The organism is Pseudomonas sp. MNR3A (assembly GCF_009650575.1).
Taxonomy (GTDB): Bacteria; Pseudomonadota; Gammaproteobacteria; order Pseudomonadales; family Pseudomonadaceae; genus Aquipseudomonas; species Aquipseudomonas machongensis.
The window spans coordinates 39,472-64,938 of the sequence record NZ_VZZS01000036.1 but is presented as its reverse complement, the minus strand read 5'-3'; the positions used below and the strand labels follow the sequence as shown (position 1 = coordinate 64,938).

The 25,467-nt window shown below is 63.5% G+C and carries 25 protein-coding genes; 5 read left to right on the top strand and 20 right to left on the bottom strand.

The genetic code is table 11. The features are described from left to right. The first annotated feature begins 21 nt into the window (after positions 1-21). From F6X62_RS23270 to F6X62_RS23255, 4 genes are all read left to right on the top strand, one after another. Entirely contained in the window at positions 22-588 is a 567-nt protein-coding gene (locus F6X62_RS23270) for a DUF6436 domain-containing protein (protein ID WP_153774833.1), read from the top strand. 65 nt (positions 589-653) lie between these two features. Beyond that, positions 654-1,229 (top strand): hypothetical protein, encoded by a 576-nt coding sequence (locus F6X62_RS23265; RefSeq protein WP_153774832.1) that lies wholly within the window; start codon positions 654-656, stop codon positions 1,227-1,229. A gap of 100 nt (positions 1,230-1,329) precedes the next feature. Then, positions 1,330-3,696: a penicillin acylase family protein gene (locus F6X62_RS23260; protein WP_153774831.1), complete on the top strand. Its 2,367-nt coding sequence runs from the start codon at positions 1,330-1,332 to the stop codon at positions 3,694-3,696. A 162-nt stretch (positions 3,697-3,858) separates the two neighbouring features. Next, a complete protein-coding gene (locus F6X62_RS23255; protein WP_153774830.1) occupies positions 3,859-4,677 on the top strand; it encodes an alpha/beta fold hydrolase in 819 nt (272 codons plus the stop codon). 42 nt (positions 4,678-4,719) lie between these two features. Here F6X62_RS23255 and F6X62_RS23250 read toward each other — a convergent pair whose 3' ends face one another. The 18 genes from F6X62_RS23250 to F6X62_RS23165 all read right to left on the bottom strand — a co-directional run bounded on the left by F6X62_RS23250 (position 4,720) and on the right by F6X62_RS23165 (position 22,863). After that, positions 4,720-5,598 (bottom strand): transporter substrate-binding domain-containing protein, encoded by an 879-nt coding sequence (locus F6X62_RS23250; protein ID WP_153774829.1) that lies wholly within the window; start codon positions 5,596-5,598, stop codon positions 4,720-4,722. Then, entirely contained in the window at positions 5,595-6,368 is a 774-nt protein-coding gene (locus F6X62_RS23245) for an amino acid ABC transporter ATP-binding protein (RefSeq protein WP_153774828.1), read from the bottom strand. Before F6X62_RS23245 ends, F6X62_RS23250 begins: the two co-directional genes overlap by 4 nt. Next, complete coding sequence (locus F6X62_RS23240; RefSeq protein ID WP_112899458.1) at positions 6,365-7,024, bottom strand: amino acid ABC transporter permease; 660 nt, start codon at positions 7,022-7,024, stop codon at positions 6,365-6,367. The genes F6X62_RS23245 and F6X62_RS23240 overlap by 4 nt, the downstream gene beginning before the upstream one ends. After that, complete coding sequence (locus F6X62_RS23235) at positions 7,005-7,670, bottom strand: amino acid ABC transporter permease (RefSeq protein WP_065864006.1); 666 nt, start codon at positions 7,668-7,670, stop codon at positions 7,005-7,007. The genes F6X62_RS23240 and F6X62_RS23235 overlap by 20 nt, the downstream gene beginning before the upstream one ends. 442 nt (positions 7,671-8,112) lie before the next feature. Further along, entirely contained in the window at positions 8,113-8,898 is a 786-nt protein-coding gene (locus F6X62_RS23230; RefSeq protein WP_153774827.1) for a MetQ/NlpA family ABC transporter substrate-binding protein, read from the bottom strand. Between the two features lie 186 nt (positions 8,899-9,084). Continuing rightward, positions 9,085-10,032, bottom strand: coding sequence for a sigma 54-interacting transcriptional regulator (locus F6X62_RS23225; RefSeq protein WP_065864008.1), 948 nt, complete (start codon positions 10,030-10,032; stop codon positions 9,085-9,087). 61 nt (positions 10,033-10,093) lie between these two features. Beyond that, complete coding sequence (locus tag F6X62_RS23220) at positions 10,094-10,675, bottom strand: alpha/beta hydrolase (protein WP_125931151.1); 582 nt, start codon at positions 10,673-10,675, stop codon at positions 10,094-10,096. 286 nt (positions 10,676-10,961) lie between these two features. Continuing rightward, positions 10,962-11,363, bottom strand: a complete 402-nt coding sequence (locus F6X62_RS23215) for a biopolymer transporter ExbD (protein ID WP_054891104.1) — start codon at positions 11,361-11,363, stop codon at positions 10,962-10,964. 1 nt (position 11,364) lies between these two features. Continuing rightward, entirely contained in the window at positions 11,365-12,087 is a 723-nt protein-coding gene (locus F6X62_RS23210) for a MotA/TolQ/ExbB proton channel family protein (RefSeq protein ID WP_054891103.1), read from the bottom strand. Between the two features lie 36 nt (positions 12,088-12,123). Next, positions 12,124-12,924, bottom strand: a complete 801-nt coding sequence (locus F6X62_RS23205) for an energy transducer TonB (protein WP_063541728.1) — start codon at positions 12,922-12,924, stop codon at positions 12,124-12,126. A gap of 419 nt (positions 12,925-13,343) precedes the next feature. Continuing rightward, a complete protein-coding gene (locus F6X62_RS23200) occupies positions 13,344-14,333 on the bottom strand; it encodes a sulfate/molybdate ABC transporter ATP-binding protein (RefSeq protein ID WP_054891101.1) in 990 nt (329 codons plus the stop codon). Between the two features lie 3 nt (positions 14,334-14,336). Further along, on the bottom strand, positions 14,337-15,209 hold the full coding sequence (gene cysW, locus F6X62_RS23195) for a sulfate ABC transporter permease subunit CysW (protein WP_112899462.1): 873 nt from the start codon (positions 15,207-15,209) through the stop codon (positions 14,337-14,339). Between the two features lie 13 nt (positions 15,210-15,222). Continuing rightward, complete coding sequence (gene cysT, locus F6X62_RS23190) at positions 15,223-16,041, bottom strand: sulfate ABC transporter permease subunit CysT (RefSeq protein ID WP_054891099.1); 819 nt, start codon at positions 16,039-16,041, stop codon at positions 15,223-15,225. 153 nt (positions 16,042-16,194) lie between these two features. Next, the gene (locus F6X62_RS23185) at positions 16,195-17,202 is read right to left on the bottom strand and encodes a sulfate ABC transporter substrate-binding protein (protein WP_065864011.1); all 1,008 of its coding nucleotides are present in this window, start codon (positions 17,200-17,202) and stop codon (positions 16,195-16,197) included. Positions 17,203-17,247: 45 nt separating this feature from the next. Further along, on the bottom strand, positions 17,248-17,430 hold the full coding sequence (gene oscA, locus F6X62_RS23180) for a sulfur starvation response protein OscA (protein ID WP_016489716.1): 183 nt from the start codon (positions 17,428-17,430) through the stop codon (positions 17,248-17,250). Between the two features lie 230 nt (positions 17,431-17,660). Further along, positions 17,661-20,714: an efflux RND transporter permease subunit gene (locus tag F6X62_RS23175; protein WP_153774826.1), complete on the bottom strand. Its 3,054-nt coding sequence runs from the start codon at positions 20,712-20,714 to the stop codon at positions 17,661-17,663. Further along, complete coding sequence (locus tag F6X62_RS23170) at positions 20,711-21,778, bottom strand: efflux RND transporter periplasmic adaptor subunit (RefSeq protein WP_153774825.1); 1,068 nt, start codon at positions 21,776-21,778, stop codon at positions 20,711-20,713. Before F6X62_RS23170 ends, F6X62_RS23175 begins: the two co-directional genes overlap by 4 nt. Then, the gene (locus F6X62_RS23165) at positions 21,775-22,863 is read right to left on the bottom strand and encodes an efflux RND transporter periplasmic adaptor subunit (RefSeq protein WP_153774824.1); all 1,089 of its coding nucleotides are present in this window, start codon (positions 22,861-22,863) and stop codon (positions 21,775-21,777) included. The genes F6X62_RS23170 and F6X62_RS23165 overlap by 4 nt, the downstream gene beginning before the upstream one ends. 274 nt (positions 22,864-23,137) lie before the next feature. On the opposite strand from F6X62_RS23165, the gene F6X62_RS23160 reads away from it, so the two are divergent. Continuing rightward, positions 23,138-23,593 carry a transposase gene (locus F6X62_RS23160; RefSeq protein WP_153774823.1) on the top strand — a complete coding sequence of 152 codons (456 nt, stop codon included), beginning with the start codon at positions 23,138-23,140 and terminating at the stop codon, positions 23,591-23,593. Between the two features lie 79 nt (positions 23,594-23,672). Here F6X62_RS23160 and F6X62_RS23155 read toward each other — a convergent pair whose 3' ends face one another. Together F6X62_RS23155 and F6X62_RS23150 are read right to left on the bottom strand one after the other, a co-directional pair. Further along, positions 23,673-24,566 (bottom strand): ABC transporter permease subunit, encoded by an 894-nt coding sequence (locus F6X62_RS23155; RefSeq protein ID WP_065862352.1) that lies wholly within the window; start codon positions 24,564-24,566, stop codon positions 23,673-23,675. Continuing rightward, positions 24,563-25,444: an ABC transporter permease subunit gene (locus F6X62_RS23150; RefSeq protein WP_178117587.1), complete on the bottom strand. Its 882-nt coding sequence runs from the start codon at positions 25,442-25,444 to the stop codon at positions 24,563-24,565. The genes F6X62_RS23155 and F6X62_RS23150 overlap by 4 nt, the downstream gene beginning before the upstream one ends. Positions 25,445-25,467: the final 23 nt, after the last annotated feature.

The window sequence follows — 25,467 nt, the reverse complement described above, 5'->3', positions numbered from 1 at the left end:
GTGCAACGTTGCGGACTACCGATGAAAACCCTCACCACGCTGCTCGCCACCCTGCTCTGCGCCGCCTTGCTGTGGTGGGCCTACGACAGCTTCCAGTCGCGCTACCTGCGCCAGTTCGACGACCAGGCCACGCTGTTCGACGGTAGCCAGTTGCAACTGCCCGCCGAGCTCGCAGGCCCTGGCCCGATCCGCGTCGTGCACTTCTGGGACCCCACCTGCCCTTGCAACGTCGGCAACCAGCAACACCTGGCCGAACTCATCGAGCAGTTCGCCGCGCAGGGTGTAACCTTCCATGTACTGCAAAAGCCCGGCAGCCACGGCCAGCTTCCCGCCAACCTTGGCGCCCTGCAGCCGATCCGCGAGCTGCCGGGCAGCGAACACCTGCCCGCCTCTCCGGCAGTGGCGATCTGGGATCGACAGGGGCAGCTCGCCTACTTCGGCCCCTATAGCGAAGGCGCGGTGTGCAACTCGAGCAACAGCTTCATCGAACCCGTCATCCGGGCGCTGCTGCAAGGGCGCCGGGTACAGGCCTCCAATGCCCTGGCCAGCGGGTGCTATTGCCCATGGCGGAAAGATCAGCAGCGGTAGATATTTATGACGTCGCGCACATACCAGCCCCTTAGCGTATTGGCCTACCGCTTAAGGAAAACGCCATGGCACCTGTCTTCGCTCGCTCTTCTCCCCCCCTGACGAACGAAGATCAGGACCACATCGAGTTGCTCTGGGGCCAGCATCAGATATCCCTGAACTACCCGGTGACAAGGCTCAGCCTGCGCGAACATATCGTCAGCCCATCTTCCTCCAGCGACAGCAGCTATGCCGTCGTCGCCTTCCAGCGGTCCCCCGAGCACCTGGAGGAACAGCTGGAGCGCGCCATCAGCGAACTAGCGGGCCCTTCGAGCGGCATGAACACCTTGCAGCGCCTGCAACAGCAGATCGATGCCGTTGACACGCTGTTGGTCAACTATCAGCGCGACCTGCAGGCTTGCCTCTTCTCCACGGTTGCTGTCACGCATGAGCGGGCTCATCGCCTCGAACGAGCCTGCCGCGAGCTGTCCAGCCGCCGAGCAAAGCTCAAGCAGCTGCAAACCCGCAGCTGGGAGCGCAACCGCCGCCAGGAACAGCTCGAACGACAGATCAGCCAGGTCGAAGAGATGCTCGGCCGGCTGATCGCCAACCGTCGCACCCTTGCCGAGGAAGCCATGCGCGACGCGAAGATTTTCCGGTAGGCCTGACCTCAGGCTCGAGATTGACGATCACCGGCTCGAGCAAGCTATTCTCAGTGCGCTTTAAGCTCATCGCCGCCTCCCCAATGGCATAAGGAATTCTATGAAGCGCAGCCTCACTCTGCTTGCCGTCGTCCTGGCCATGGCCGCCGCCGGCGCGTACTGGTACGTGCACGGCAAACTGCCGCAGCGCGAAGGCGAAGTGGCTATCACCGGCTTGAGCGCACCGGTCAGCGTGCGCTATGACGAACGCGGAGTGCCGCATCTGCAGGCGCAGAACGAGCCCGACCTGTACCGTGCCCTGGGCTATGTGCACGCCCAGGACCGGCTGTTCCAGATGGAACTGGTGCGCCGCCTGGCACGGGGTGAGCTGGCCGAAGTGCTGGGCAGCAAGCTGGTGCCCACCGACACCCTGTTTCGCAGCCTGCGCATCCGCGAGCAGGCGGCGCGGATGGTCGAGCGCCTGGATCACCAGTCACCGTCCTGGCTCGCATTGCAGGCCTACCTGGAAGGCGTGAACAGCTGGCAGGCCAACCATCCCAAGCCGGTGGAGTTCGACGTCCTCGGCATCGCTGAACGGCCCTTCACTGCCGAAGACACCCTGAGCATCGCCGGCTACCTGGCCTACAGCTTTGCCGCAGCCTTCCGCACCGAGCCTGCGCTGACCTACATTCGTGACCAGCTCGGCCCCGAGTATCTGAAGATCTTCGACCTCGACTGGCAGCCCGATGGCGCTCTGCGCCCGGCCCTTGCCGCCAGTGACTGGCGCACCCTCGAAGGCCTGGCCCAGCTCAGCCACCAGGCGCTCGGCGACGCCGGCATCCCGCAGTTCGAAGGCAGCAACGCCTGGGTCGTCGCGGGCAGCCATACCCGCAGTGGTAGCCCCCTGCTGGCGGGCGACCCGCATATCGGCTTCGCAGTACCGGCGGTGTGGTATGAGGCCGAGCTATCGGCCCCGGGCTTCAACCTCTACGGCTATTTCCAGGCGCTGAACCCCTTCGCCCTGCTCGGTCACAATCGTGATTTCGGTTGGAGCCTGACCATGTTCCAGAACGACGACGTCGACCTGATCGCCGAGAAGACCAATCCCGCCGACGCCAACCAGGTCATGGTCGATGGCCAGTGGCGTGCGCTGGAGACGACCGAGCAACAGATCGCGGTCAAGGGCGAAGCGCCGGTGACCATCAACCTGCGCCGTTCGCCCCACGGGCCGATCGTCAACGATGTACTCGGCGAAACCGCAGGGCAAACCCCCATTGCCATGTGGTGGGCGTTCCTGGAAACCGAAAACCCTATTCTCGACGCCTTCTACCAGGTCAACCGCGCCGACACCCTGGGCAAGATGCGCGAGGCCGCAGCGAAGATCCAGGCACCGGGGCTGAACCTGGTATGGGCCAACGCTCGCGGTGACATCGGCTGGTGGGCCTCGGCGCAGTTACCCATTCGTCCAGACGGGGTCAACCCGGCGTTCATTCTCGACGGCAGTACCCACCAGGCCGACAAGCTCGGCTTCTACCCCTTCAGCGCCAATCCCCAGCAGGAGAACCCGCCCAGCGGCTACATTGTCTCGGCCAACTACCAGCCGCCGGCCGCCATCCCGATTCCCGGCTATTACAACCTGCCCGACCGTGGCCGCCAGCTGGATCGTCGACTGGCCGACCCGCAGGTCAAATGGGATGTGCAGAACAGCCAGACGCTGCAGTTGGACACCAGCACCGACTACGGCCCTCGTACCTTGGCGCCGCTGCTGAATACCCTGCGTGCGATCGCCGAGGGTGACGAGCAGAAGGAGCTGGTCGAACAGCTGGCCGCATGGCGCGGCGACTACCCGCTGGATTCGACCAGCGCCACGCTGTTCAACCAGTTCCTCTACGAACTGGCGTTCGCCGCCCTGCATGACGAGCTGGGCGACACCTGGTTCAAGGTGCTGATCAGCACCCGTGCCATCGACGCTGCGCTACCGCGCCTGGCGGCCGACGCCGACTCCCCCTGGTGGAACCTGCGCGGCGGCCACGACCGTACCGACCGCACCGCCATCGTCCGTCAGGCCTGGCAACGCAGCCTGGCGCATCTGCGCGAGCTGTACGGCAACGACCCGGCGGACTGGCAATGGGGCAAAGCCCACACCCTCACCCACAACCACCCGCTGGGCCAGCAGAAACCGTTGAACCTGCTGTTCAATGTCGGCCCCTTTGCCGCACCGGGCACCCACGAAGTGCCGAACAACCTGTCGGCGAAGATCGGCCCAGCGCCCTGGCCGGTGAACTACGGGCCTTCGACCCGACGCCTGATCGACTTCGCCGATGCCGGGCAAGCGCTGACAATCAACCCTGTAGGCCAGAGTGGCGTACCGTTCGACCGGCACTATTCGGACCAGGCCGAGGATTATGTGCAGGGGCGGTATCACAAGGCGCAGATGGGGGTGATTCCCGCGCGCAGCACCTTGCGCTTGGTGCCGCCGGGACAGTGAGCCGTGGACATCGGCGGTGCACGTCTGCGCGAGCGGCGATTCGTCGCGCCGACGTGCCCGCGAAAAGATCACCACAGGCGCAGCCCGAACATGACCGGTTTCACAACCCTTCACACTGCGAACAGGTAACCTGAGCGCCCCTTTCTTCCAAGAGCCTTCCTCATGCAAAAGCACTTCATCGAAATCGACGGCGCCCGCATGAGCTACGTCGACCAGGGCCAGGGCTTCCCGGTGCTGCTGGGCCATAGCTATCTGTGGTCTGCCGCGATGTGGCAACCGCAGATCGATGCGCTGTCGAAACACTTCCGCGTGCTGGTGCCCGAGCTCTGGGGCCATGGCGACTCCGAGGCACCGCCAGCCACCACCACCGACATGAGCGCGCTGGCACGCCAGCACCTGGCGTTTCTCGACGCACTGGGCATCGACAAATGCCATCTGGTCGGCCTGTCGGTCGGCGGCATGTGGGGTGCTGAGCTGGCGATCGAGCACCCGGAACGGGTTGACCGCATCGTGCTGATGGATACCTACCTCGGCGCCGAACCTGAAGCAACGCGCCTGAAGTACTTCGGCCTGCTGGATGCTGCCAGCGGCGCAGGGTTCTTCCCTGACCCACTGCTCGACATCGTGGTGCCGATCTTCTTCCATGCCGGCGGCCAGACGGTGCCGGAAGTTCGCGAGCAGTTCCGCGCCGCCCTCAAGGCCAGCAGTGCCGAGGCCATTCGCCAGAGCCTCGACCCGATGGGGCGGGTGATTTTCGGACGCCCTGACCTGCTGGGCCGCCTGGGCGAGTTGCCGGCAGAGCGGACCATCGTGGTCTGCGGCGACCAGGACATCCCGCGTCCGCCTGCCGAAAGCAACGAAATGGCACGGATCATCGGTTGCCTGGCAGCGCAGATTCCATTCGCAGGGCATATCTCCAGCCTGGAGAACCCGAAGGTGGTGAATGAGTTCCTGTTGAACTGGTTGCCGCGTAACCGCTGATATCGCCGGGGCTGCAGTGCAGCCCCGCGATTGGACCCTGGCTCAACCCTGCCACTTGCCGCCTTCGACGATCACGCTCTCAGGCTTGGTGTCATCGCTCAGCTCCTTGCGCACGTACTGGTCATACAGCTTGAGCAGGAATTTCTCCTCACCCAGTTTGGCCAGCTCGGCATTGACCCAGTCACGCAGCTCGGTGTTGCCCTTCTTCACCGCCGGGGCGATCGGCGCCTCATCACCCAGCAATTCTGGCAACACGCGGTAGCCTGGGTTCTGCTTGGCCCAGCTGAACAGGATCAGGTTGTCCTGGGCATAGGCATCGCCACGACCATTGGCCAGGGCCTGCAGCGATTCGCTGTTCTTCTCGAACTTGAGCAGCTTCCAATCCGGGTGGTTCCTGGTCAGCCAGATATCGGCGGTGGTGCCGGTAGTGACGATGATGGTCTTGTCGGCCAGGTCATCGAGGGCTTTCACCGGGCTGCCATCGGCCACGATGGCCTGCACCGCCACACGCAGGTTGGGGTTGGTGAAATCGACCGCTTCCTTGCGCTCCGGGGTGACGGTCATGTTGGCGAGGATCAGGTCGACCTTGTCGCTCTGCAGGAACGGGATGCGGCTGGCCGGTTCCACGGCCACGAACTCGACCTTGTTCTCGTCGCCGAGCAGGTCCTTGGCGAAGCGACGACCGATGTCGGTGTCGAAGCCCACGTAGCGACCGCTCTCGTCGACGAAGCCGAACGGCGGCTTGTCGGTGAAGACGCCGACGATCAGCTTATCGCGGGCCTTGATGGTTTCCAGGTAGCTGGTGGACGGTGCAGACGTCGCCGCAGCCGACTTGCCCGGCTCCGCGGGTTTGTCGCAACCGGCCAGCAAGGCCAGGCCGAACAGCGGCGCCAGCAGTTTGGTGAAGTGGGCAGTTTTCATGACAGTTCCTTGTGTAGTGTCTTCGGCAGGCTTTCGACGAAGGAGAATTTGTCCAGGAACTGCTGCGCGCGTGCGGTCCGCGGTTGGCTGAAGAAGCTCTCGGGGTCGCTCTGTTCAAGGATCCTGCCGGCCTCCATGAACACGATACGGTCGGCCACCGCACGGGCGAAGGCCATTTCGTGGGTGACGATGAGCAGGGTCATGCCGTCCCGGGCCAGGCCCTGGATCACCAGCAGCACCTCCTTGACCATCTCTGGGTCCAGGGCTGCGGTGACCTCGTCGAACAGCATCACCTGCGGGTTCATGCACAGCGAACGAACGATGGCGATGCGCTGCTGCTGGCCACCCGACAACTGCCGGGGGAAGGCGTCCCGCTTGTCCAGCAACCCCACCCGCGCCAGCAACGCCTCGGCCTGCGCCTGGGCTTCGGTGCGCTCGCGCTTCTGCACCTTGAGCGGGCCGAGCAGCAGGTTGTCGATCACGCTCATGTGGCCGAACAGGTGATAGCTCTGGAACACCATGCCCACCCGTTGGCGGACCTGGCGCCAGTCGGTGCCGGGGCCCAGCAGCTCCTGGCCATCGAGGCGCAGGCTACCGCCATGGGCGTCCTCCAGACCGTTCAGGCAACGCAGCAAGGTGCTCTTGCCGCAGCCACTGGGGCCGAGAATCACCACCACTTCACCGGCCTGAACCTGCAGGTCGACATCCTTGAGCACCTGGTGCTCGCCGAAGAACTTGTTGAAACCCTGGAATTCGATCAATGCGCTCATGAGTGGGCCCAGCGGCGTTCCAGCGCGCGCGAAGCGGCGGAAAGCGGGTAGCAGATGAAAAAGAAGAACAGGAACAACACGCCGTAGATCAGCACCGACTCGTAGGTGCGCTCGATGATCTGCTGGCCGGCCTTGATGACGTCGACGACGCCGATCAGCACGGCAAGCGAGCTGGTCTTGACGATCCGTGTGTAGATATTGATGGTGGGTGGCGTCATGCGCTTGAGCGCCTGCGGCAACAGCACGTGCCCATACAACTGCAGGCCCGAAAGACCGATCGACAGCCCCGCCTCGCGCTGGCCGCGCGGCAGCGAAGCCAGCGCCCCGCGTACCACCTCGCCCACCTCGCTGGCGCCCCACAGCCCCAGCACCAGCACCGCGCACCAGAAGCTGGGGATGCTCAGCGAAAAGAAGATCGGCAACCCGAAGAACACCAGGTACAACCAGACCAGCACCGGTATTGCACGAAACAGCTCCAGGTAGACCTGCAAGGCGATGTTCACCGCACGCTTGCCCAACGTGGCCAGCACGCCATAGAGCACACCGCCCAGGGTGGCGAAAACGATGCCCAAGGCCGAGATCGCCAGGGTCTGTCCGGCGCCCTTGGCCAGTTGCGGCAAGGACACCAGCAGCAGCTCAATTGCCGAACTGGCCATGTTGCAACCTCCTTTCCAGGTGGCGCAGCAGGAGCGACAGCGGCAGGAACAGCAGCACGCAGAGCAACGTCAGCACTGCGAGCATCTCGTAGGTCTTGTAGTACAGGGCGATGTAGTTCTTGGTGGTGTAGAGGATTTCCGGCACGGCTACCGCCGAGACCACGGTGGTTTCCTTGAGCAGGAAGATGAAGTTGGCGAACAGCGCCGGCAAGCTGAGGATGCCGGCCTGGGGCAGGATCACGTGGCGCAGCAACTGGCCCTCGGACAAGCCGATGGATCGTCCGGACTCCAGCTGCGCCCGTGGCACCGCTTCGACACCCGCCCGCAGCACCTCGGTGAGGTAGGCGCCGCCCATGAAGGTCATGGTGATGATCGCCGCAGCGAAGCCGGATACTTTCAAACCCAGGGTCGGCAATGCGAAATAGACGAAGAACAACTGGATCAGCAGCGGCGTGTTGCGCGCCAGCTCTACGTAGCCTTTGACCAGCCGCCACAGGTAGGGGGTGCGAAACACCAGTACGGCGGCATTGAACACGGCGACCAGCAGCGAGGTGGCGATGGCGATCAGCCCGACCTGCAGGGTGACGCCAACGGCCTTGAGGAATGCCGGGAGTGTGCTAAGCATGAAGGCAGTGTCGAAGGTCATGGATAACGCCTCGACACAGGGTCACGGAGGTACGACATGGGCAAGGTTCCGGGCTCGACGCGAGGTTGGCTCAGCGTCGTGGACGATGAAAAGGGGTGTGCGGGTAAGCACGATGGGTAGACTCTAAAGGCATAAAAATCTTTCTCTAAATACCTTTATTGCATATTGATATCACCCGACGGGCTAACCGGAAATTTCATACATCTGCCACGGATCTTTCCTTCGAAATACCTCTCAAAAGGACTTCAGACTGATCGGCCAGCCAGGCCCACAGGGACGACAACAATGAACAGCCCAAGCACGCCCGTTTCGAATGAACAACTTCAGTGGTTGCTGGCACTGCGTAAGGCGCTTGCCGGGCAGCGTTGAAGGTTTCGGTTTCCAAACGAAAACGCCGACACAGCAGTGTCGGCGTTTTCATGTGAAGCACTAACCGGGCAAATCAGAACGCCGGCAGCACCGCACCTTGGTACTTCTTCTCGATGAAGGCTTTCACTTCAGGGCTGGTCAGGGCCTTGGCCAGCTTCTGGATGGCGTCGCTGTTCTTGTTGTCAGGACGCGCGACCAGGAAGTTCACGTAAGGCGAGTCGCTGCCCTCGATCACCAGCGCATCCTTGGCCGGGTTCAGCCCCGCCTCCAGCGCGTAATTGGTGTTGATCATGTCCAGGTCGACTTGGTCCAACACGCGCGGCAGCATGGCCGACTCGAGCTCGCGGAACTTCAGTTTCTTCGGGTTCTCGGCGATGTCTTTCGGCGTTGCCAGGGCGTTCTTCGGATCCTTCAGGGTGATCAGGCCGGCCTTCTGCAGCAGCAGCAGGGCGCGACCACTGTTGCTGCCCTCGTTCGGAATAGCCACGGTGGCGCCTTCCTTGAGCTCCGACAGACTCTTGACCTTCTTCGAGTAGCCACCGAACGGCTCGACGTGCACGCCGATCACAGTTTCCAGGTGGGTACCCTTGCCTTCGTTGAAGTTCTTCAGGTACGGCAGCGTCTGGAAGTAGTTGGCGTCCAGGCGCTTCTGGTCGACCTGCACGTTCGGCTGCACGTAGTCGGTGAAGACCTTGATCTGCAGGTCCACACCTTCCTTGGCCAGGGTGGGCTTGATCAGCTCAAGGATTTCGGCGTGTGGCACCGGCGTGGCGGCTACCACCAGTTTTTCGGCGGCGTGAGCCAGGCCGGACAGCGACAGGGCAGCGGCGAGGGCAGTCGTCAGCAGGGTCTTTTTCATGGTGATCCTTGTTATCAAGCTGGGGCCATCGACGATGGCGAAGTCAGGTGCCACACCGTCTCGACAGTGGGCGTGGAGCGGACGATACCGGGATTTTTTATGCCCTAACAATATCTTTTGATTCGCTGCTTATTCCAAAAACAAAAAGCCATCACCCGCTTTGCTTATGAACAACCGGCAACCGCTCTAGCCCGCGGATGCGTTCAGTTCTACCAGGCTTCGCTCCAGCAATTCGCGCAAGGCGGCAAGCGTACCTGGCTCACGGCTGCGCCCCAGTTGCGCGAGTTGGCTGGCCAGACGGGTCAGGGGCGCGCGCTCGGGCAGGTCCAGATGCTGCGGGAGGATTTCATCGCCCTCGGCCACCAGCAGGGCAAAGTGGATGACGTTCTCCAGCTCGCGGGTGTTGCCGGGCCAGGCATGGGCTTCCAGCGCTTGCTGCGCCGCTTCGCTGATCAGCGGCACGCTGCGTTCCAGGCGCACGCTGTAGATGCCGACGAAGTATTCGGCCAGCGGCAGGATGTCCCCGACTCTCTGGCGCAGCGCTGGCAGCTCCAGTTCGCCCTCGCGCAGATAGAGGTACAGCCGCTCGTTGAAGCGCCCGGCACGCACTGCCTGGGCCAGGTCGATGCTGGAAGCGGCTACCAGGCGCACATCCACGGCCTGTGGCTGCTGGGCGCCGACCCGGGTGACCTCGCGGTTCTCCAGGGCCGCCAGCAGCTTGCCCTGGATGGCCAGCGGCAGGTCGGCAATCTCGTCCAGGTACAAGGTGCCGCCATTGGCCGAACCGAACCAGCCTGCGCGACTGCTGGCCGTGCCGCCATGGGTACCGGCGCTGTAGCCGAACAGCTCGGCATCGGCGTAGGTGTGGCTGATGCCTGCGCAATTGACCGAGACGAACAGCCCCGCGCGATCGCTGGCGCGATGGATCTGCCTTGCCAGCAGCTCCTTGCCGGTGCCGGTCTCACCACGGATCAGCACCGGCAGCGGTTGCGGCGCCAGGCGTTCGAGCGCTTCGCGCAGTTGCTGCGAACGTGCATCGACGAATACCAGCGCCTTGGCACGGATACTCAGCGGGCTCTTGTCCAGCTCGGGGAACGTCAGCAGCGGCTGGCCGAAGGGATTGTTGAAACTCATGGAAAACTCCCGCCCCGGCCGCAGGCGACCGGGGAGTCAGCGAATCGGTTGAAAGACCAGGTCAGGCGCGGCGCAGTGAGCGCTGCTCGATCCGGCCTTGCAGGCGGTACAGATAAGCGAAGCCCTGTTCCCAGCGCTCGTGACCGGATTTGACGTTGATGTGCCCGGCATTGCTCAACAGCCCCGCTTCCGCCCCCCAGGCCTTGGCCAGGTACAGTGCACGCGGCACGCTGACGGCCGGATCGTTGTCCGAGCTGACCACCTGGCTGGGGAACGGCAGCGTGTGCAGCGGGATGGGCGCAAAGTTGCGCAAGGCCGGCGCGCAGGTCGGCCGTTCGACGTCCGCTGGCGCCACCAGCAGCGCCCCTCGCACCCGGCGCAGCAGCGCAGGGCTGGCCTGCGCGGCCCAGTGGGCGACGGTGATGCAGCCCAGGCTGTGGGCGATGAGGATCACCGGCGAGCGTTCGGCGGCAATCGCCTGCTCGAGCGCCTGCACCCAGTCGCGCCGCTGCGGGGTGAGCCAATCTTGCTGCTCGACCCGGGCGCTGTTGGGCAGGCTGCGCTGCCAGTGGCTTTGCCAATGATTGTCTGGCGATCCTTGCCAGCCCGGCACAATCAGGTAACGAATCGACTCATTGCGCATGGGGACGCCTCCTTGGAAGTTTGCGTGCTTGGGAACCAAGTATAGGGAGGCAGTTATATTCGTAAAGGAATAAGAAGCTATTTATTAATAACCATAATCAAGGTAATTGCACGCCCCTTTGAAGGAGCGGGCTTGCCCCGCGATGACGTCCGCCTGGGCAACATCGTCGCCTGCGCGGACGCCATCGCGGGGCAAGCCCGCTCCTACAGGGAAGTGCATAAAAAAAGGGCCATCCCCTGCCAAGAGAAATGGCCCTGAAGCACTTGCCTGAAGAGGGTGTTGCCGATCAACGCGCGGTGATCACCGCCAGCTTGCTGATCCCGGCACGTTCGATGGCCGCCATCGCTCGCGCCACTTCGCCGTAGTTGACGCCATCGTCAGCCTGCAGCTGTACACGCACATCCGCGTCCTTTTCCCTGGCCGCCTTGAGGTTGGTTTCCAGCAGGTCCGGCTGGATCTCATCCTTGTTGATGAACAGCTTGCCGCCACCATCGATGCTCACCACCAACGGGTCTTTCTGCTCCACCGGCGCGACGGCCTCGGTCTTGGGCAAGTTGATCGGGATGGCGTTGGTCAGCAGCGGCGCGGTGACGATGAACACCACCAGCAGCACCAGCATGACGTCCACCAACGGTGTGACGTTGATTTCACTGAGGACTTCATCGCTGTCCTGGGTCGAGAACGCCATGTCAGGAAGCCTCCTTCACCGGCTGGCCGAAACCGGCCTGGGCTTTTTGCAGGGTCGGGTGAACCAGGACGCGGAAGGCACTCTTCTGCGCCAGGCTGTAGAAGTCGTGGGCGAAGTCGTCGAGGTCGGCAGCGGTCAGCTTGAGGCGACGCAGGAAGTAGTTGTAGACCAGCACCGCCGGCACCGCGACGGCGATACCCACGCCCGTAGCGACCAGCGCCGCGCCAATCGGGCCGGCCACGGTTTCCAGGCTGGCGGAACCGGCAGCGCTGATGCCCTTGAGCGCTTCCATGATGCCCCACACCGTGCCGAACAGACCGATGAACGGCGAGGTGCTGCCAATACTGGCGACCACGGCCAGGCCGGTTTCCAGCGAACGACGCTCACGCACGATCTGCTGGCGCAGGGCGCGCTCGAGGCGGTCCTGATGATTGATCGCATGGCTCAGGTCGGCCGCCTGGCCCGGCTCGCCCACGGCGATGGCAGCATAACCGGCCTGGGCGACGCGGGCCGCAGGGCCTGGCTGCTCGTGGCTGATCTCGGCCGCCGAGTCGAGGCTTGAAGCGGCCCAGAACTGGGCATGGAAGCGCTTGTCCTGGTTCTTCAGCCGCACGAACTGCACGACCTTGACCAGGGCCAACGCCCAGGTGACCACGGAAAAACCAACCAGCAGCCAGATGACGGCGCTTTCAACGGATTCGAGAGGGGATGCCAACAGGCTCATGATGAAGTCTTCCTATGTTCGGTTCGATGGCGCGAGTTAACGAAGCTTGAAATCGATCGGGACGCTGACCCAGCCCACCTGGGCCACGTCACCCTGCTTGGCCGGCACGAAGCTCCAGCGCTTCACCGCAGCGAGCGCGGCAGCATCCAGGGCATCGCGGCCGCTGGTCTTCTGGATCTGGATCTGCCCCGGCTTGCCGCTAGGCAGTACCTCCACCCGCAACAACACGGTGCCTTCCCATCCACGGCGCTGGGCCAGTTGCGGGTATTCCGGCGCCGGGTTCTTCAGGTACGCGGCGTTGGCTGAAGCGGGCGTGACCGGTGCCGGTGCTGGTGGTGCAGGTGCCGGAGCAGGCGGTGCAGGCGCTGGGGTCGGTGCCGGTGGTGGCGCCTCGACCGGTTTGGGCTGCGGCTTGGGTACGGGCTTTGGCACCGGTTTTGGTTTAGGTACCGGCTTCGGTGCAGGCTTGGCAGCCAGCTCATCGACCACCGGCGGTGGTGGCGGTGGCGGCTCGACCACAGGCACAGGCGGTGGCGGCTCGACGACCGGCGGCGCCGGGGCGGCGAACTCGATGGTCATCGGCGGAATCTCTGGCGGAATCACCGGCAGCTCGGGGGTTGGTCGCTGACTGACCCAGTAGGCCGCAGCGCCATGCAGGACCAGCACCAGCAACCCCAGCGCCAGCTTGTCGCGACGCTTGAGACCACTGACCGGCGTGCGCTGCAGGCGCAGCTGCGCCAGCGGCAGGCGAAGCGTGCGTCCAAGCTCGACCAGGTCGCCCGGGGCCGGGCGCCATGGCTGGTCGTAGGCCCTCGCGGCCGTCTGGACATTACCCATTGAATCGACTCCTGGAAACGTGATGCAGGTCTTCGGACCTTGGCCGGTCCTCGTGGCTGAATCATCCATTCCAGAGGCTTATCTCTGAAAGTAATGTTTAAAATTAAAGCTATTCCTTTATCGAATATAAGATTTCAGGGGTTCCCGCAAAGCCGCGTGGCACAAGGGCTGTAACGATGCACGGGGAAAATCATGCACGTGCGGCATGCAAAATATTCGTGGAAGGTATCGAAATCCGGCGAGGGCTGCGCGGCCCTTCGCGGGCAAGCCCGCTCCTACAGGCACAGCGCTGTCCTTGAAGCCGAGGGGGAGCCTGTGGGAGGGGATTTACTCGCGGAGGGCTGCGCAGCAGCCCCAACCTTCGCCCAGGCAATAAAAAACCCGGGCTGCAAACCCGGGTTCTTCATGCACACGGCAGCTTAGATATCCGCCACCTTCTGCCAGACCTTCGGCCGGAAGAACAGAGTCTCGCCGCGCGCAAGCCCGGTCAGGCTGTCGTGGTCCTTGACCACTTCGGCCTCGATCAGCTCGCTCTGCCCCTCGACCTTCAGCGTCACTCGGGTGGTCGCGCCCAGCGGGCGAATGTCGCGGACTTCGGCAGCGTGGTGGCCCTCGGTCTCATGGCGCGACAGCGACACCTCGTGAGGACGGAACAGCACATGGTTGCCCTCGCTCAAGGCCAGGCGGTTGGAATCGCCGAGGAAGTGGTAGACGAAGTCGTTGGCCGGTTTCTCGTACACCTCGCCCGGCGAGCCGATCTGTTCGATCACGCCCTTGTTCATCACCACGATGCGGTCGGCCACTTCCATGGCCTCTTCCTGATCGTGGGTGACGAACACCGAGGTCAGGTTGATATCCTCGTGCAACCGCGCCAGCCAGCGGCGCAGCTCCTTGCGCACCTTGGCATCGAGGGCGCCGAACGGCTCGTCGAGCAGCAGCACCTTCGGCTCCACCGCCAAGGCACGGGCCAGGGCGATACGCTGGCGCTGGCCCCCCGACAACTGCTCGGGATAGCGGTCGGCGAGCCAGTCGAGCTGGACCATGTTCAGCAACTCATGGACCTTCTCGGCGATCTTGCTCTCGCTCGGGCGTTCGCCCTTGGGTTTCATGCGCAAGCCGAAGGCGACGTTGTCGAACACACTCATGTGGCGGAACAGCGCATAGTGCTGGAACACGAACCCGACGTTGCGATCGCGCACATCGTGGCCCGAGACGTCCTCGCCGTGGAACACGATGCTGCCGTCATCCGGCGTCTCCAGGCCGGCGATGATGCGCAGCAGGGTAGTCTTGCCGCAGCCGGAGGGGCCGAGCAGCGCGACCAGCTCACCGCTGTGGATATCCAGGTTGATGTTGTTCAGGGCCTGGAAACTGTTGAAGCGCTTGCTGACGTTACGAACTTCGATCGACATGACTTATTCCTCCGCTGCGCTGTGGCGCAGGCGGTTAATACGGTTCTCGCTCCACTGCTTGAGCAGCAGGATGAAGAGCGCCAGGATCAGCAACAGGCTGGCCACGCTGAAGGCCGCGACATGGTTGTACTCGTTGTAGAGGATCTCCACATGCAGCGGCAAGGTGTTGGTGACGCCGCGGATATGGCCGGAGACCACCGACACCGCACCGAACTCGCCCATGGCCCGCGCGGTACACAGCACCACGCCGTAGATCAGGCCCCACTTGATGTTCGGCAGGGTGACATGCCAGAACATCTGCCAGCCGTTGGCACCCAGCAGGCGCGCGGCCTCTTCCTCTTGCGTGCCCTGCTCCTGCATCAGCGGGATCAGCTCACGGGCGACGAAGGGCACGGTGACGAAAATGGTCGCCAGCACGATGCCCGGCAGGGCGAAGACGATCTGGATATCGTGGTCCTGCAGCCAAGGGCCGAGCAGGCCCTGGGCGCCGAACATCAGCACATAGACCAGGCCGGCAATGACCGGCGAGACCGAGAACGGCAGGTCGATCAGGGTGACCAGCACGCTCTTGCCGCGGAAGCTGTACTTGCTCACGCACCAGGCGGCGCTGACGCCGAACACCAGGTTCAGCGGCACCGAGATGACCACCGCGAGCAGCGTCAACTTGAGCGCCGAAAGCGCGTCAGGCTCGAAGATCGCCTCGAAGAAGGTGCCGAAGCCATTCTTCAGCGCCTGGGACACCACGATCACCAGCGGCAGCAGCAGGAACAGCGCGAACACCAGCCAGCCAAGGCCGATCAGTACACGGCGCGAGGTGGCGCTGCCACGGCGGGCGGCATTGGCGGCGGAGCTTGCAGTTATGGATGACGAAGACATGACCGGGCCTCCTTCAAGGGGTTTCGATGCGCCGCTGAAGCAAGTTGATCAGCAGCAGCAGGATGAAGGAAACCACCAGCATCAGCACGCCGATGGCCGTGGCGCCGGTGTAGTCGTACTGGTCGAGCTTGACCATGATCAGCAACGGCAGGATCTCGGTCTTCATCGGCATGTTGCCGGCGATGAAGATCACCGAACCGTACTCGCCCACGCCCCGGGCGAATGCCAGGGCGAAGCCGGTCAGCCAGGCCGGCAGCAGTGCCGGCGCCAGCACATGGCGGAACACCTGCAACGGCTTGGCGCCCAGGCAGGCGGCGGCCTCCTCGACCTCACGCGGGATGTCCGCCAGCACCGGCTGCACCGTACGCACCACGAACGGCAGCGTGACGAAGGTCAGGGCCAGGGTGATGCCCAGCGGGGTGTAGGCGATCTTGAAGCCCAGGTCGGTGGCGAACTGGCCGACCCAGCCCGCAGGTGCGTACAGGGCAGTCAGGGCGATACCGGCGACGGCGGTGGGCAGGGCGAACGGCAGGTCGATCATCGCTTCGATGATCTTGCGCCCGGGGAAGGTGTAGCGCACCAGCACCCAGGCCAGCAGGGTGCCGATCACGCCATTGATGATGGCGGCGAACAGGGCGGTACCGAAACTCAGCTTGAGCGCCGCGATGACCCGCGGTGCACTGATGATGTTCCAGAACTGCTCCCAGGTAAGCTGCGAGGCATGAATGAACATGGCCGCCAGCGGTATCAGCACGATCAGGCTGAGGTACACCAAGGTGTAGCCCAGCGTCAGCCCGAAGCCGGGTATGACGGGGGAGATGCGACGTGACATAAATATCCCTGGTTGAACGCACTTGGCCCGGAAGGATCCCGGGCCGGTGCAAACTTTTGAATCCTGGGGCTGCTGCGCAGCCCATTCGCGGCACAAGGCCGCTCCTGCAGGGATCGCGTTCCCCTGCAGGAGCGGCCCCGCTGTCCTCGGGCCTTACTGCGCCTGGTAGATCTGGTCGAACACACCGCCGTCGTTGAAGAACTTCGGCTGAGCAGTTTTCCAGCCACCGAAGTCCTTGTCGATAGTCACCAGGTCAAGTTTCGGGAACTGCTTGGCGAATTCGGCGGCGACTTTCTCGTCACGCGGACGGTAGAAGTTTTCCGCAGCGATCTTCTGCCCAGCAGGGCTGTACAGGTGTTTCAGGTATTCGGTGGCGATCTCGGTGTTGCCCTTCTTCTCGGCGTTCTTGTCGACCACCGCCACTGGCGGTTCGGCGAGGATCGACAGCGACGGCACGACGATCTCGAACTTGTCGCTGCCACCGTCTTCCTTCAGTGCCAGGAAGGCTTCGTTTTCCCAGGCCAGCAGGACATCGCCCTGGCCGTTGTTGACGAAGGTGATGGTGGAGCCGCGGGCGCCGGTATCCAGCACCGGTACGTGCTTGAACAGCTCCTGCACGTACTCTTTGGCCTTGGCTTCGCTACCACCGGATTTCAGGCCATAGGCCCAGGCGGCGAGGAAGTTCCAGCGCGCGCCGCCGGAGGTTTTCGGGTTCGGAGTGATGACCGAGACGTCTTTCTTGACCAGGTCACCCCAGTCCTTGATGCCTTTCGGATTGCCCTTGCGCACCAGGAACACGATGGTCGAGGTGTAGGGGGTGCTGGCGTCCGGCAGACGGGTCTGCCAGTTTTCCGGCAGGGTCTTGCCAAGCTTGGCGATCTCGTCGATGTCGCCAGCCAGGGCCAGGGTCACCACGTCGGCGCGCAGGCCATCGATTACCGCGCGGCCCTGCTTGCCCGAGCCACCGTGGGATTGCTGGATCTTCACCTTGTCGTCCGGATGCGTCTGCTGCCAGTGCTTGATGAATTCGGCGTTGTACTGCTGGTACAGCTCACGGGTCGGGTCATAGGACACGTTGAGCAGTTCGTAATCCTTGGCGATGGCGGAACCGGCAAAAACGGCACTGGCCAGAGCGGCGAGCGCATAACGGCGGATGGACATGGTGAAGCTCCCGATTGGCATTTTTTCTAGTTGGATGTGTCGGACTCAGCCGGACTTGTTGCCGGGCTGCTGCAGGCGGAATTTCTCCTTGCGCTCGATCTGCACGACCTGAGCGTTGTGCACGGTGATCTCCACTGCACCGAAGCGCAGGTCGCGCAGCGCGCTCTGGATTTCACGCAGAATGGTGGCTTCGTCCTGACCGTCGATGCTACGCAGAGATGCACTCATGCTCGTTCTCCATTGAGTAAGGGTGCCGGGCAGAGGAAGGGGATTGCGCCTGGCTTGAGGGCAATCTTAGTGATGGCGGGATATTCTTAAAAATACTGTTTAAGAATTTTTATATAACTGAATTACTGAACAGCCCAGTAGGTGGCTGTGGGAGCGGGCTTGCCCGCGAATGCCGTGGTGCAGCCACTGTTGCATTCGCGGGCAAGCCCGCTCCTACAGGGGGCGAGGCTTCAGTTCTGCACCTGCGGCTCTCGGATCTTGTACCAGGCCACGTACAGCGCCGGCAGGAACAGCAAGGTCAGCAGCGTTGCGCTGATGATCCCGCCGATCATGGCGTAGGCCATCGGGCCCCAGAACACCTCGCGAGCAATGGGGATCATCCCCAGGCTGGCCGCCGCGGCCGTGAGCAGGATCGGCCGGCGCCGATGGTTGGTCGCCTCGACCACCGCGTCCCATGGTGAGTAGCCCTGGGCCTCGAATTCGTCGATCTGGGTCACCAGGATCACCGAGTTGCGGATGATGATGCCGATCAGCGCAAGAATCCCGAGGATCGCAACGAAGCCCATCGGCGTTCCCGTCGGCACCAGCGCCAGCACCACGCCGATCAGCCCCAGCGGCGCGACACTGACCACCAGGAACAGCTTCTGCACGCTGTGCAACTGGATCATCAGGAAGGTCGCCATCAGGAACAGCATCAGCGGCACCACCTGACGGATCGGGCCCTGGGCCTTGGCGCTCTCCTCCACCGTACCGCCCGTGGCCACCTCGTAGCCCACTGGAAGCTTGCTGGCGAACTCGTCGATCTTCGGCTTGAGCTGAGCCACCAGATCGGTAGGCTGGATCTCGCCGGCCACCGAGGCCTTGATGGTGATGGTCGGTTTGCGGTCACGGCGCCACACCAGCGGCTGCTCCAACTCGTAACGCACGGTGGCGAAGGCCAGCAGCGGAATCGAGGTGCCGTTGGGGGTGAGGATCTGCAGGTTCTGCAGGGTATCCGGCGAGCCGCGCTCGCTGTCCTCGGCACGGGCGACCACATCGATCAGGTAGATGTCGTCGTTGACCTGAGTGATCGGCACGCCACTGACGATGCTGTTCATCACATTGGCCACGTCTTCGGACGACAGCCCCAACTGCCGGGCCTTGTCCTGGGCGATCTCGACCCGCAGCACCTTTCCGGGCTCGTTCCAGTCGTAGATCATCTCGCCGATGTGCTCGTTGCTGTCGAGCAGGGTGGCCAGCTCGATGGCATGGCGGCGCACCTGGTCGATATCCTTGCCGCTGACCCGATACTGGATCGGCCGCCCCACCGGCGGGCCCATTTCCAGCGACTGGACGTTGGTGCCGATGCCAACGAAGTCCTTGTGCAGGCGCTCCTGCAGGCGCGCCATCAGCCCGCCGCGCTCCTCCAGGCCCTTGCTGACGATCACGAACTGCGCGTAGTAGGGGTTCTGCAGTTGCTGGTCGAGAGGCAGGTAGAAACGAATCGCGCCCTGGCCGATGTAGGTGCTCCAGCTGACGATGTCCGGATCGTCCTTGAAGGTCGCCTCCAGGCGATCCACCGCCTTGCGGGTCTCTTCGATCGAGGCGTTCTGCGGCAGGTTGAGATCGACCAGGATTTCCGGGCGGTCCGAAGATGGGAAGAATTGGTTCTGCACGAAACGCATACCCACCACCGACAGGATGAACAGCACGATGGTGCCGATCACCGTGATCCAGCGATGGCGCATGCACCACAGCAGGCCATGCTCGAAGGCGCGCCCTACCCTGCCCGGCTCGGTCTCGTGGGCCTTGACCTTCTGGCTGTTGAGAATGTGCACGCCCAGCACCGGGGCGAAGAACACGGCCACGATCCACGACACCAGCAACGCCACGGCGATCACCGCGAACAGGGTGAAGGTGTACTCGCCGGCAGAGCTGGCGTTCAACCCGATCGGCACGAAGCCAGCCACGGTCACCAGGGTGCCGGTAAGCATGGGAAACGCGGTCGAGGTGTAGGCGAAGGTCGCGGCCTGCTCCTTGGTTTCACCCATTTCCAGGCGCGTGACCATCACCTCCACGGTGATCATTGCATCGTCCACCAGCAGCCCCAGGGCGATGATCAACGCACCAAGGGAGATCCGCTGCATGGTGATGCCGCTGTACTCCATGAACACGAAGACCATCGCCAGCACCAGCGGAATCGAACAGGCCACCACCAGCCCTGCGCGGATACCCAGGCTGATGAAGCTCACCACCAGCACAATGACCACCGCTTCGAACAGCGCACTGGTGAAGCCGCCCACAGCCTTCTTCACCACCACAGCCTGGTCGGAAACCGTATGCACACCCACGCCCACCGGCAAATCGGCGGTAATGCTGGTCATCTTCTCCTTGAGCAACTGGCCGAACACCTCGATGTTGCCGCCGGCCTTCATGCCGATCGCAAGGCCGATCGCCGTCTCGCCGTTGTAGCGGAACATGGGTGCTGGCGGGTCGACGTAGCCACGCTCGATATTGGCGATGTCGGCCAGGCGGAAGAAGCGATCATTGATGCGCAGGTTGACGTTCTGCAGATCCTTCTCGGAGGCGAACTGTCCGCTCGTGCGCACCGAGATGCGCTCTGGGCCGGCCTCTATGACCCCGGCAGGCGTGACCGCGTTCTGCGACTGCAGCGCCTGCATCACCTGGCGCTGGTCGATACCCAGGGCTGCCAGCTTGCGGGTGGAGAAGTTCAGATAGAGCACTTCGTCCTGGGTGCCGATCAGCTCGATCTTGCCGATGTTGGGCACCTCGCGCACCTCGGCGCGCACCTGCTCGACGTAGTCGCGCAACTGACGCAGGGTCAGGCCGTCGGCAGTGAAGGCATAGATCGAGCCGAACACATCGCCGAATTCGTCGTTGAACCCCGGCCCCTGGATGCCCTCGGGGAATTCGCCGCGGATGTCCTGGATCTTCTTGCGCACCTGGTACCAGATGTCGGGGATGTCCTTGGCCTTGGTGGTGTCGCGCAGGTACACGTAGACGGTGGACTCACCGGGGCGGGTATAGCTTTTCACGTAGTCGAGCGAGTCCAGTTCCTCGAGCTTTTTCTCGATACGGTCGGTGACCTGCAGCAGGGTCTCGTCCTGGGTCGCGCCGGGCCAGCGGGTCTGGATCACCATGGTCTTGATGGTGAAGGAAGGGTCTTCCTCGCGGCCCAGGTTGAGGTAGGAAAACACGCCCATCAGCAGGCTGACGAACATCAGGTACCAGACGAAGGACTGGTGCCTGAGGGCCCATTCGGAGAGGTTGAAGCTTCCTTTCATCGTGCGTCCTCGTCGAAGGTGACCTTCTGGCCAGGCTTGAGGCTGTTGACACCGGCGGTCACTACCCGCTCGCCGGGCTGCACACCGCCTGCCAGGACGATGCTGTCATCGGTGCGCTCGAGCAGGGTGATGTCGCGGGTAGCCACGGTCTTCTGCTGCGGATCGACCACCCACACCTGGGTCTTGCCATCACGTTCGAGCAGCGCGGTGGCCGGCAGCTGGCTGCGCGGGGTCACCGCCGAGCTCAGGGTGACGCTGATCGCGGTACCGAGGTGGAAGCCGCTGGGCGTGCTCGCCAGGCTCAACCGTGCACGCCGGGTGCGGGTGGTGGCGTCGGCCTGGGGCTCGAGCTCGCGCAGGGTCGCGGTGGTATTGAGGCTCGGGTCCAGTTGCGAGGCGACCGTGAAGGTCAGCGCCGGGGTCAGTTGTTCGGCCAGGTGGATCGGCAGGTCGATGACCGCCTCCTTCACATCCGGGCGCGCCAGGGTGACGACCTCCTGCCCGGCGCTGACCGTCTGCCCGGCTTCAGCGCGCCAGGCGGTGACTACTGCTGCGTGGTCGCTGCGCAGGGTGCTGTAGTCGAGCTGGTCGCGAGCCTGGCTGACCGCCGAACGGGCCTGTTCGAGCGAGGCGCCGGTGGTCTTCAGGTCGGTCTGGGCGATGTCCAGCTGGGCCTGGGCGCCGACGCCGCGGTCATACAACTGCTGCTGGCGGCGGGCATTGGCCTGGGCGTTGATCCATTGCGCCTGGATGCGCGCCAGGTCGCCTTCGGCAGCGCGCAGCTGGTTCTGCTGGTCGGTGGGATCGAGGGTGGCCAGGGTGTCGCCCGGTTTTACCTGCGCGCCCACGTCCACCCAGCGCCGCGCAATGCGCCCGGACACTCGGAAGCCCAGGGTGCTTTCAAAGCGTGCCTGGATGGTGCCCGCAAAACGACCGAGCTGCGACTGCATCTGCGGCTCGACCAGGGTCGAGAGCACCGGCCGTACGGGCTCGGGCGCCGGCTCATCGCCCTTGCAACCGGACAGCAGGGTGGCTGCGGCAAGTAACACCAGCAAGGGTTTCATGGCTCACCTCCGGGGCTCTTGGCGTCGACTTTCTGCACCTGCATACCCGGATGCAGCAACTGGCCGCCACTGACCACCACGGTTTCGCCGCTTTTCACGCCGTCGCTGATGACGATGCGCCCGGTGAGATAACGCGCCACCTGGACCTTGCGCAGTTCGACCTTGTCGCCCTCGCCCACCACCCACACCGCCGGCTCATGCAGCGCCTTGGTCAGCGCCGACCAGGGCAATTCGATGCTTGGGCGCCCCTGGGCGTGAGCCGTGGCGGTTACCGGCGAGCCCAACTGCATGGCAGCCGGCACGTTACGCAGCGCCACCTTGACCTGCACCGTACCGCTCTCGGCAGACACCGTCGGGGTGATCTCGCGCACCCGTCCTTCGGCCTGCACCTTGGGGTTATCCACAAGCCGGACGATCACGCCTTCGTCGCTGGGTGGCGACACCAGCAGCGACTCATAGACGTTGAAGACGGCATCACGATCGCCGTCGGTGGCCAGGCTGAAGATCGGCATGGTCGCCTGCACTACCTGGCCAACCTCGGCCTGGCGCGCGGTGATCACCCCATCCGCCTCGGACACCAGGTCGGTGTAGCTCAATTGCTCACGGGCATTGGCCAGTTGTGCCTGGGCCGCCTTGAGCGCGCTCTGGCTGCTGCGCAGGGCAGCTTCAGCCGAGTCGTATTCACTCTGGCTGGTGTAGCCCTTGGGCAACAGTTTCTGCTGACGCACGAAGGCGGCGCGGGTCTGGGTGACCCTCGCCTGCTCGGCGAATACCTCGGCCTTGGCTGAGTCGACATTGTTCTGCAGGTCTTTCGGGTCCAGGCGCGCCAGCACCTGGTTAGCCTTGACGTGGTCGCCCACGTCGACGTTGCGGGCGATGATCTTGCCGCCCACGCGAAATGAAAGGTCGGTCTGTACGCGCGCCTGCACATCACCGGTGAGGGTGACGTTGGCGGCGAAATCGGTAGGTTCGACCCGTGCCACGCCGACGCGTGGCAGTTCAGGGCTGGACGCCTGTTCCTTGCAGCCTGACAGCACTGACAACAACCCCAGGCAAACGACCAACAGCGCACGCGTAAACGTCATGCAGGCTCCTTGCTTGCGCGCAAATGATTCGTGGGATGCGACTGTCAGCGTAGTCCAGGGTTCAATAAACGGCACTGTGGGGTTCGGCTTTGGATCGGCGGTGAAGCTTTCGCGGGCAAGCCCGCTCCTACAGGGGGGTGGGCCTGTGGAAGCGGCGGCTCGGCGCTCCGACTTGCCCGCGAAAAGGCCACTGCAAAATCCGGAAACCATGACTGGCGCCAAGGTCGGAACAGCACCGCTAACCTCCAAAGGTCAATTTCATGGAGGAAATTCGATGCCCCTGGCCCATTCCCACCGCCTGCGCCGCGGCCGCTGCTCAGAGCCTGGCAGGTGCTACCTGCTGACTGCCGTCACCCACGAACGACAACCCCTGTTCCACGACCTGCGCAGCGCCCGGCTGCTGGTGAAACAGCTACGCCTGTCAGATCAGGAAAACGCCAGCCGCACGCTGGCCTGGGTGCTGATGCCGGACCATCTGCACTGGTTGATCGAATTGAGGGGGGTGACGCTTGGGAGTTTGATGCGCAGGTTCAAGTCGCGCAGCGCCATCACCCTGCGCAAGTCCGGAGTGCGGCATGTGCCGATCTGGCAACCGGGGTACCACGACGCGGCTTTGCGCAAGGAGGAGGATGTACTGCAGGCAGCCAGATACATCATCGCTAATCCGCTGAGAGCAGGGCTGGTCAGCAGTGTGCGGGAGTATCCGCATTGGGATGCGGTCTGGCTTTGAATCGGTGGTGAAGCTTTCGCGGGCAAGCCCGCTCCTACAACTGGACCTGTAGGAGCGGGCTTGCCCGCGAAAGGGCCGGTCAGGCCGACGCAGCAGCCTGTGCCGGACGCCGTACCTGCGGTTGGCCGACGTTCGCTGCAGCACCTTCCTCGATGGCTTGCTGGATCGCCCGGCGGCGGCGTTCTTCGGCGCGACGGCTGAAGTACCAGACCAGGAAGGTCACCAACGACACCGACAGCAGGATCAGGCTGGCCACGGCGTTGATCTCGGGCTTCACACCCAGACGCACGGCCGAGAACACTTCCATCGGCAAGGTGGTCGAGCCCGGGCCGGACACGAAGCTGGCCAGCACCAGGTCATCCAGCGAGAGGGCGAACGACATCATGCCGCCCGCTGCCAGAGAAGGCGCGATCATCGGGATGGTGATCAGGAAGAACACCTTCCACGGCTTGGCGCCCAGGTCCATCGCCGCTTCCTCGATCGACAGGTCCAGCTCACGCAGGCGAGCCGACACCACCACCGCCACATAAGCGGCACAGAAGGTGGTGTGGGCGATCCAGATGGTGACGACGCCACGCTCCTGCGGCCAGCCGATCATCTGCGCCATGGCCACGAACAGCAGCAACAGGGACAGACCGGTGATCACCTCGGGCATGACCAGCGGCGCGGTGACCAGGCCACCGAACAGCGTGCGGCCCTTGAAGCGAGTGACCCGGGTCAGCACGAAGGCCGCCAGGGTGCCCAGCGCCACCGCAGCCACCGCCGTGTAGCAGGCGATCTCCAGCGAGCGCATCACCGAACCCATCAACTGGGTGTTGTCGAGCAGGCCGACGTACCACTTCACCGACCAGCCGCCCCACACCGTCACCAGCTTCGAGGCGTTGAACGAGTAGATCACCAGGATCAGCATCGGCAGGTAGATGAACAGCAAGCCGAGCACCAGCATCAGCTTGGAGAAACTGAAGCGCTTCATGCCCGACCCTCCATCTCTTTGGCCTGGCTGCGGTTGAACAGCAGGATCGGCACGATCAGGATCGCCAGCATCACCACTGCCAGCGCGGATGCCACCGGCCAGTCACGGTTGTTGAAGAATTCCTGCCACAGCACTTTACCGATCATCAGGGTTTCCGGACCGCCGAGCAGTTCAGGGATCACGAACTCGCCCACCACCGGGATGAACACCAGCATGCAACCGGCGATGATGCCGTTCTTCGACAGCGGCACGGTGATCTTCCAGAAGCTGTTGAAGGTGCTCGAGCCCAGGTCGCTCGCCGCTTCCAGCAGGCTCTGGTCATGCTTCACCAGGTTCGCGTACAGCGGCAGGATCATGAATGGCAGGTACGAATAGACCACACCGATATACACCGCCAGGTTGGTGTTGAGGATCTGCAGCGGCTGGTCGATCAGCCCGGTCCACAGCAGGAAGCTGTTGAGCAGCCCGTTGTTGCTGAGGATGCCCATCCAGGCATAGACGCGGATCAGGATCGCGGTCCAGGTCGGCATCATGATCAGCAGCAGCAGAACGGTCTGCAGCGACTTCTCGGCCTTGGAGATGGCGTAGGCCATCGGGTAGCCGATCAGCAGGCACAGCAGGGTGCTGAAGAGGGCGACCTTGAGCGAACCAAGGTAGGCCGAGATGTACAGGTCATCCTCGGTGAGCAGGCCATAGTTGGCCAGGTTCAGCACCAGCTGGATCTTGTCCTCGACGTAGGTGTAGATCTCCGTGTACGGCGGGATCGCCACGTCGGCTTCGGCAAAGCTGATCTTCAGCACGATGAAGAACGGCAGCATGAAGAACAGGAACAGCCAGATGAACGGCACGCCGATCACCAGATGGCGTCCCTCGGGGATGATGCGCTGGAGGGCTCGTTTGA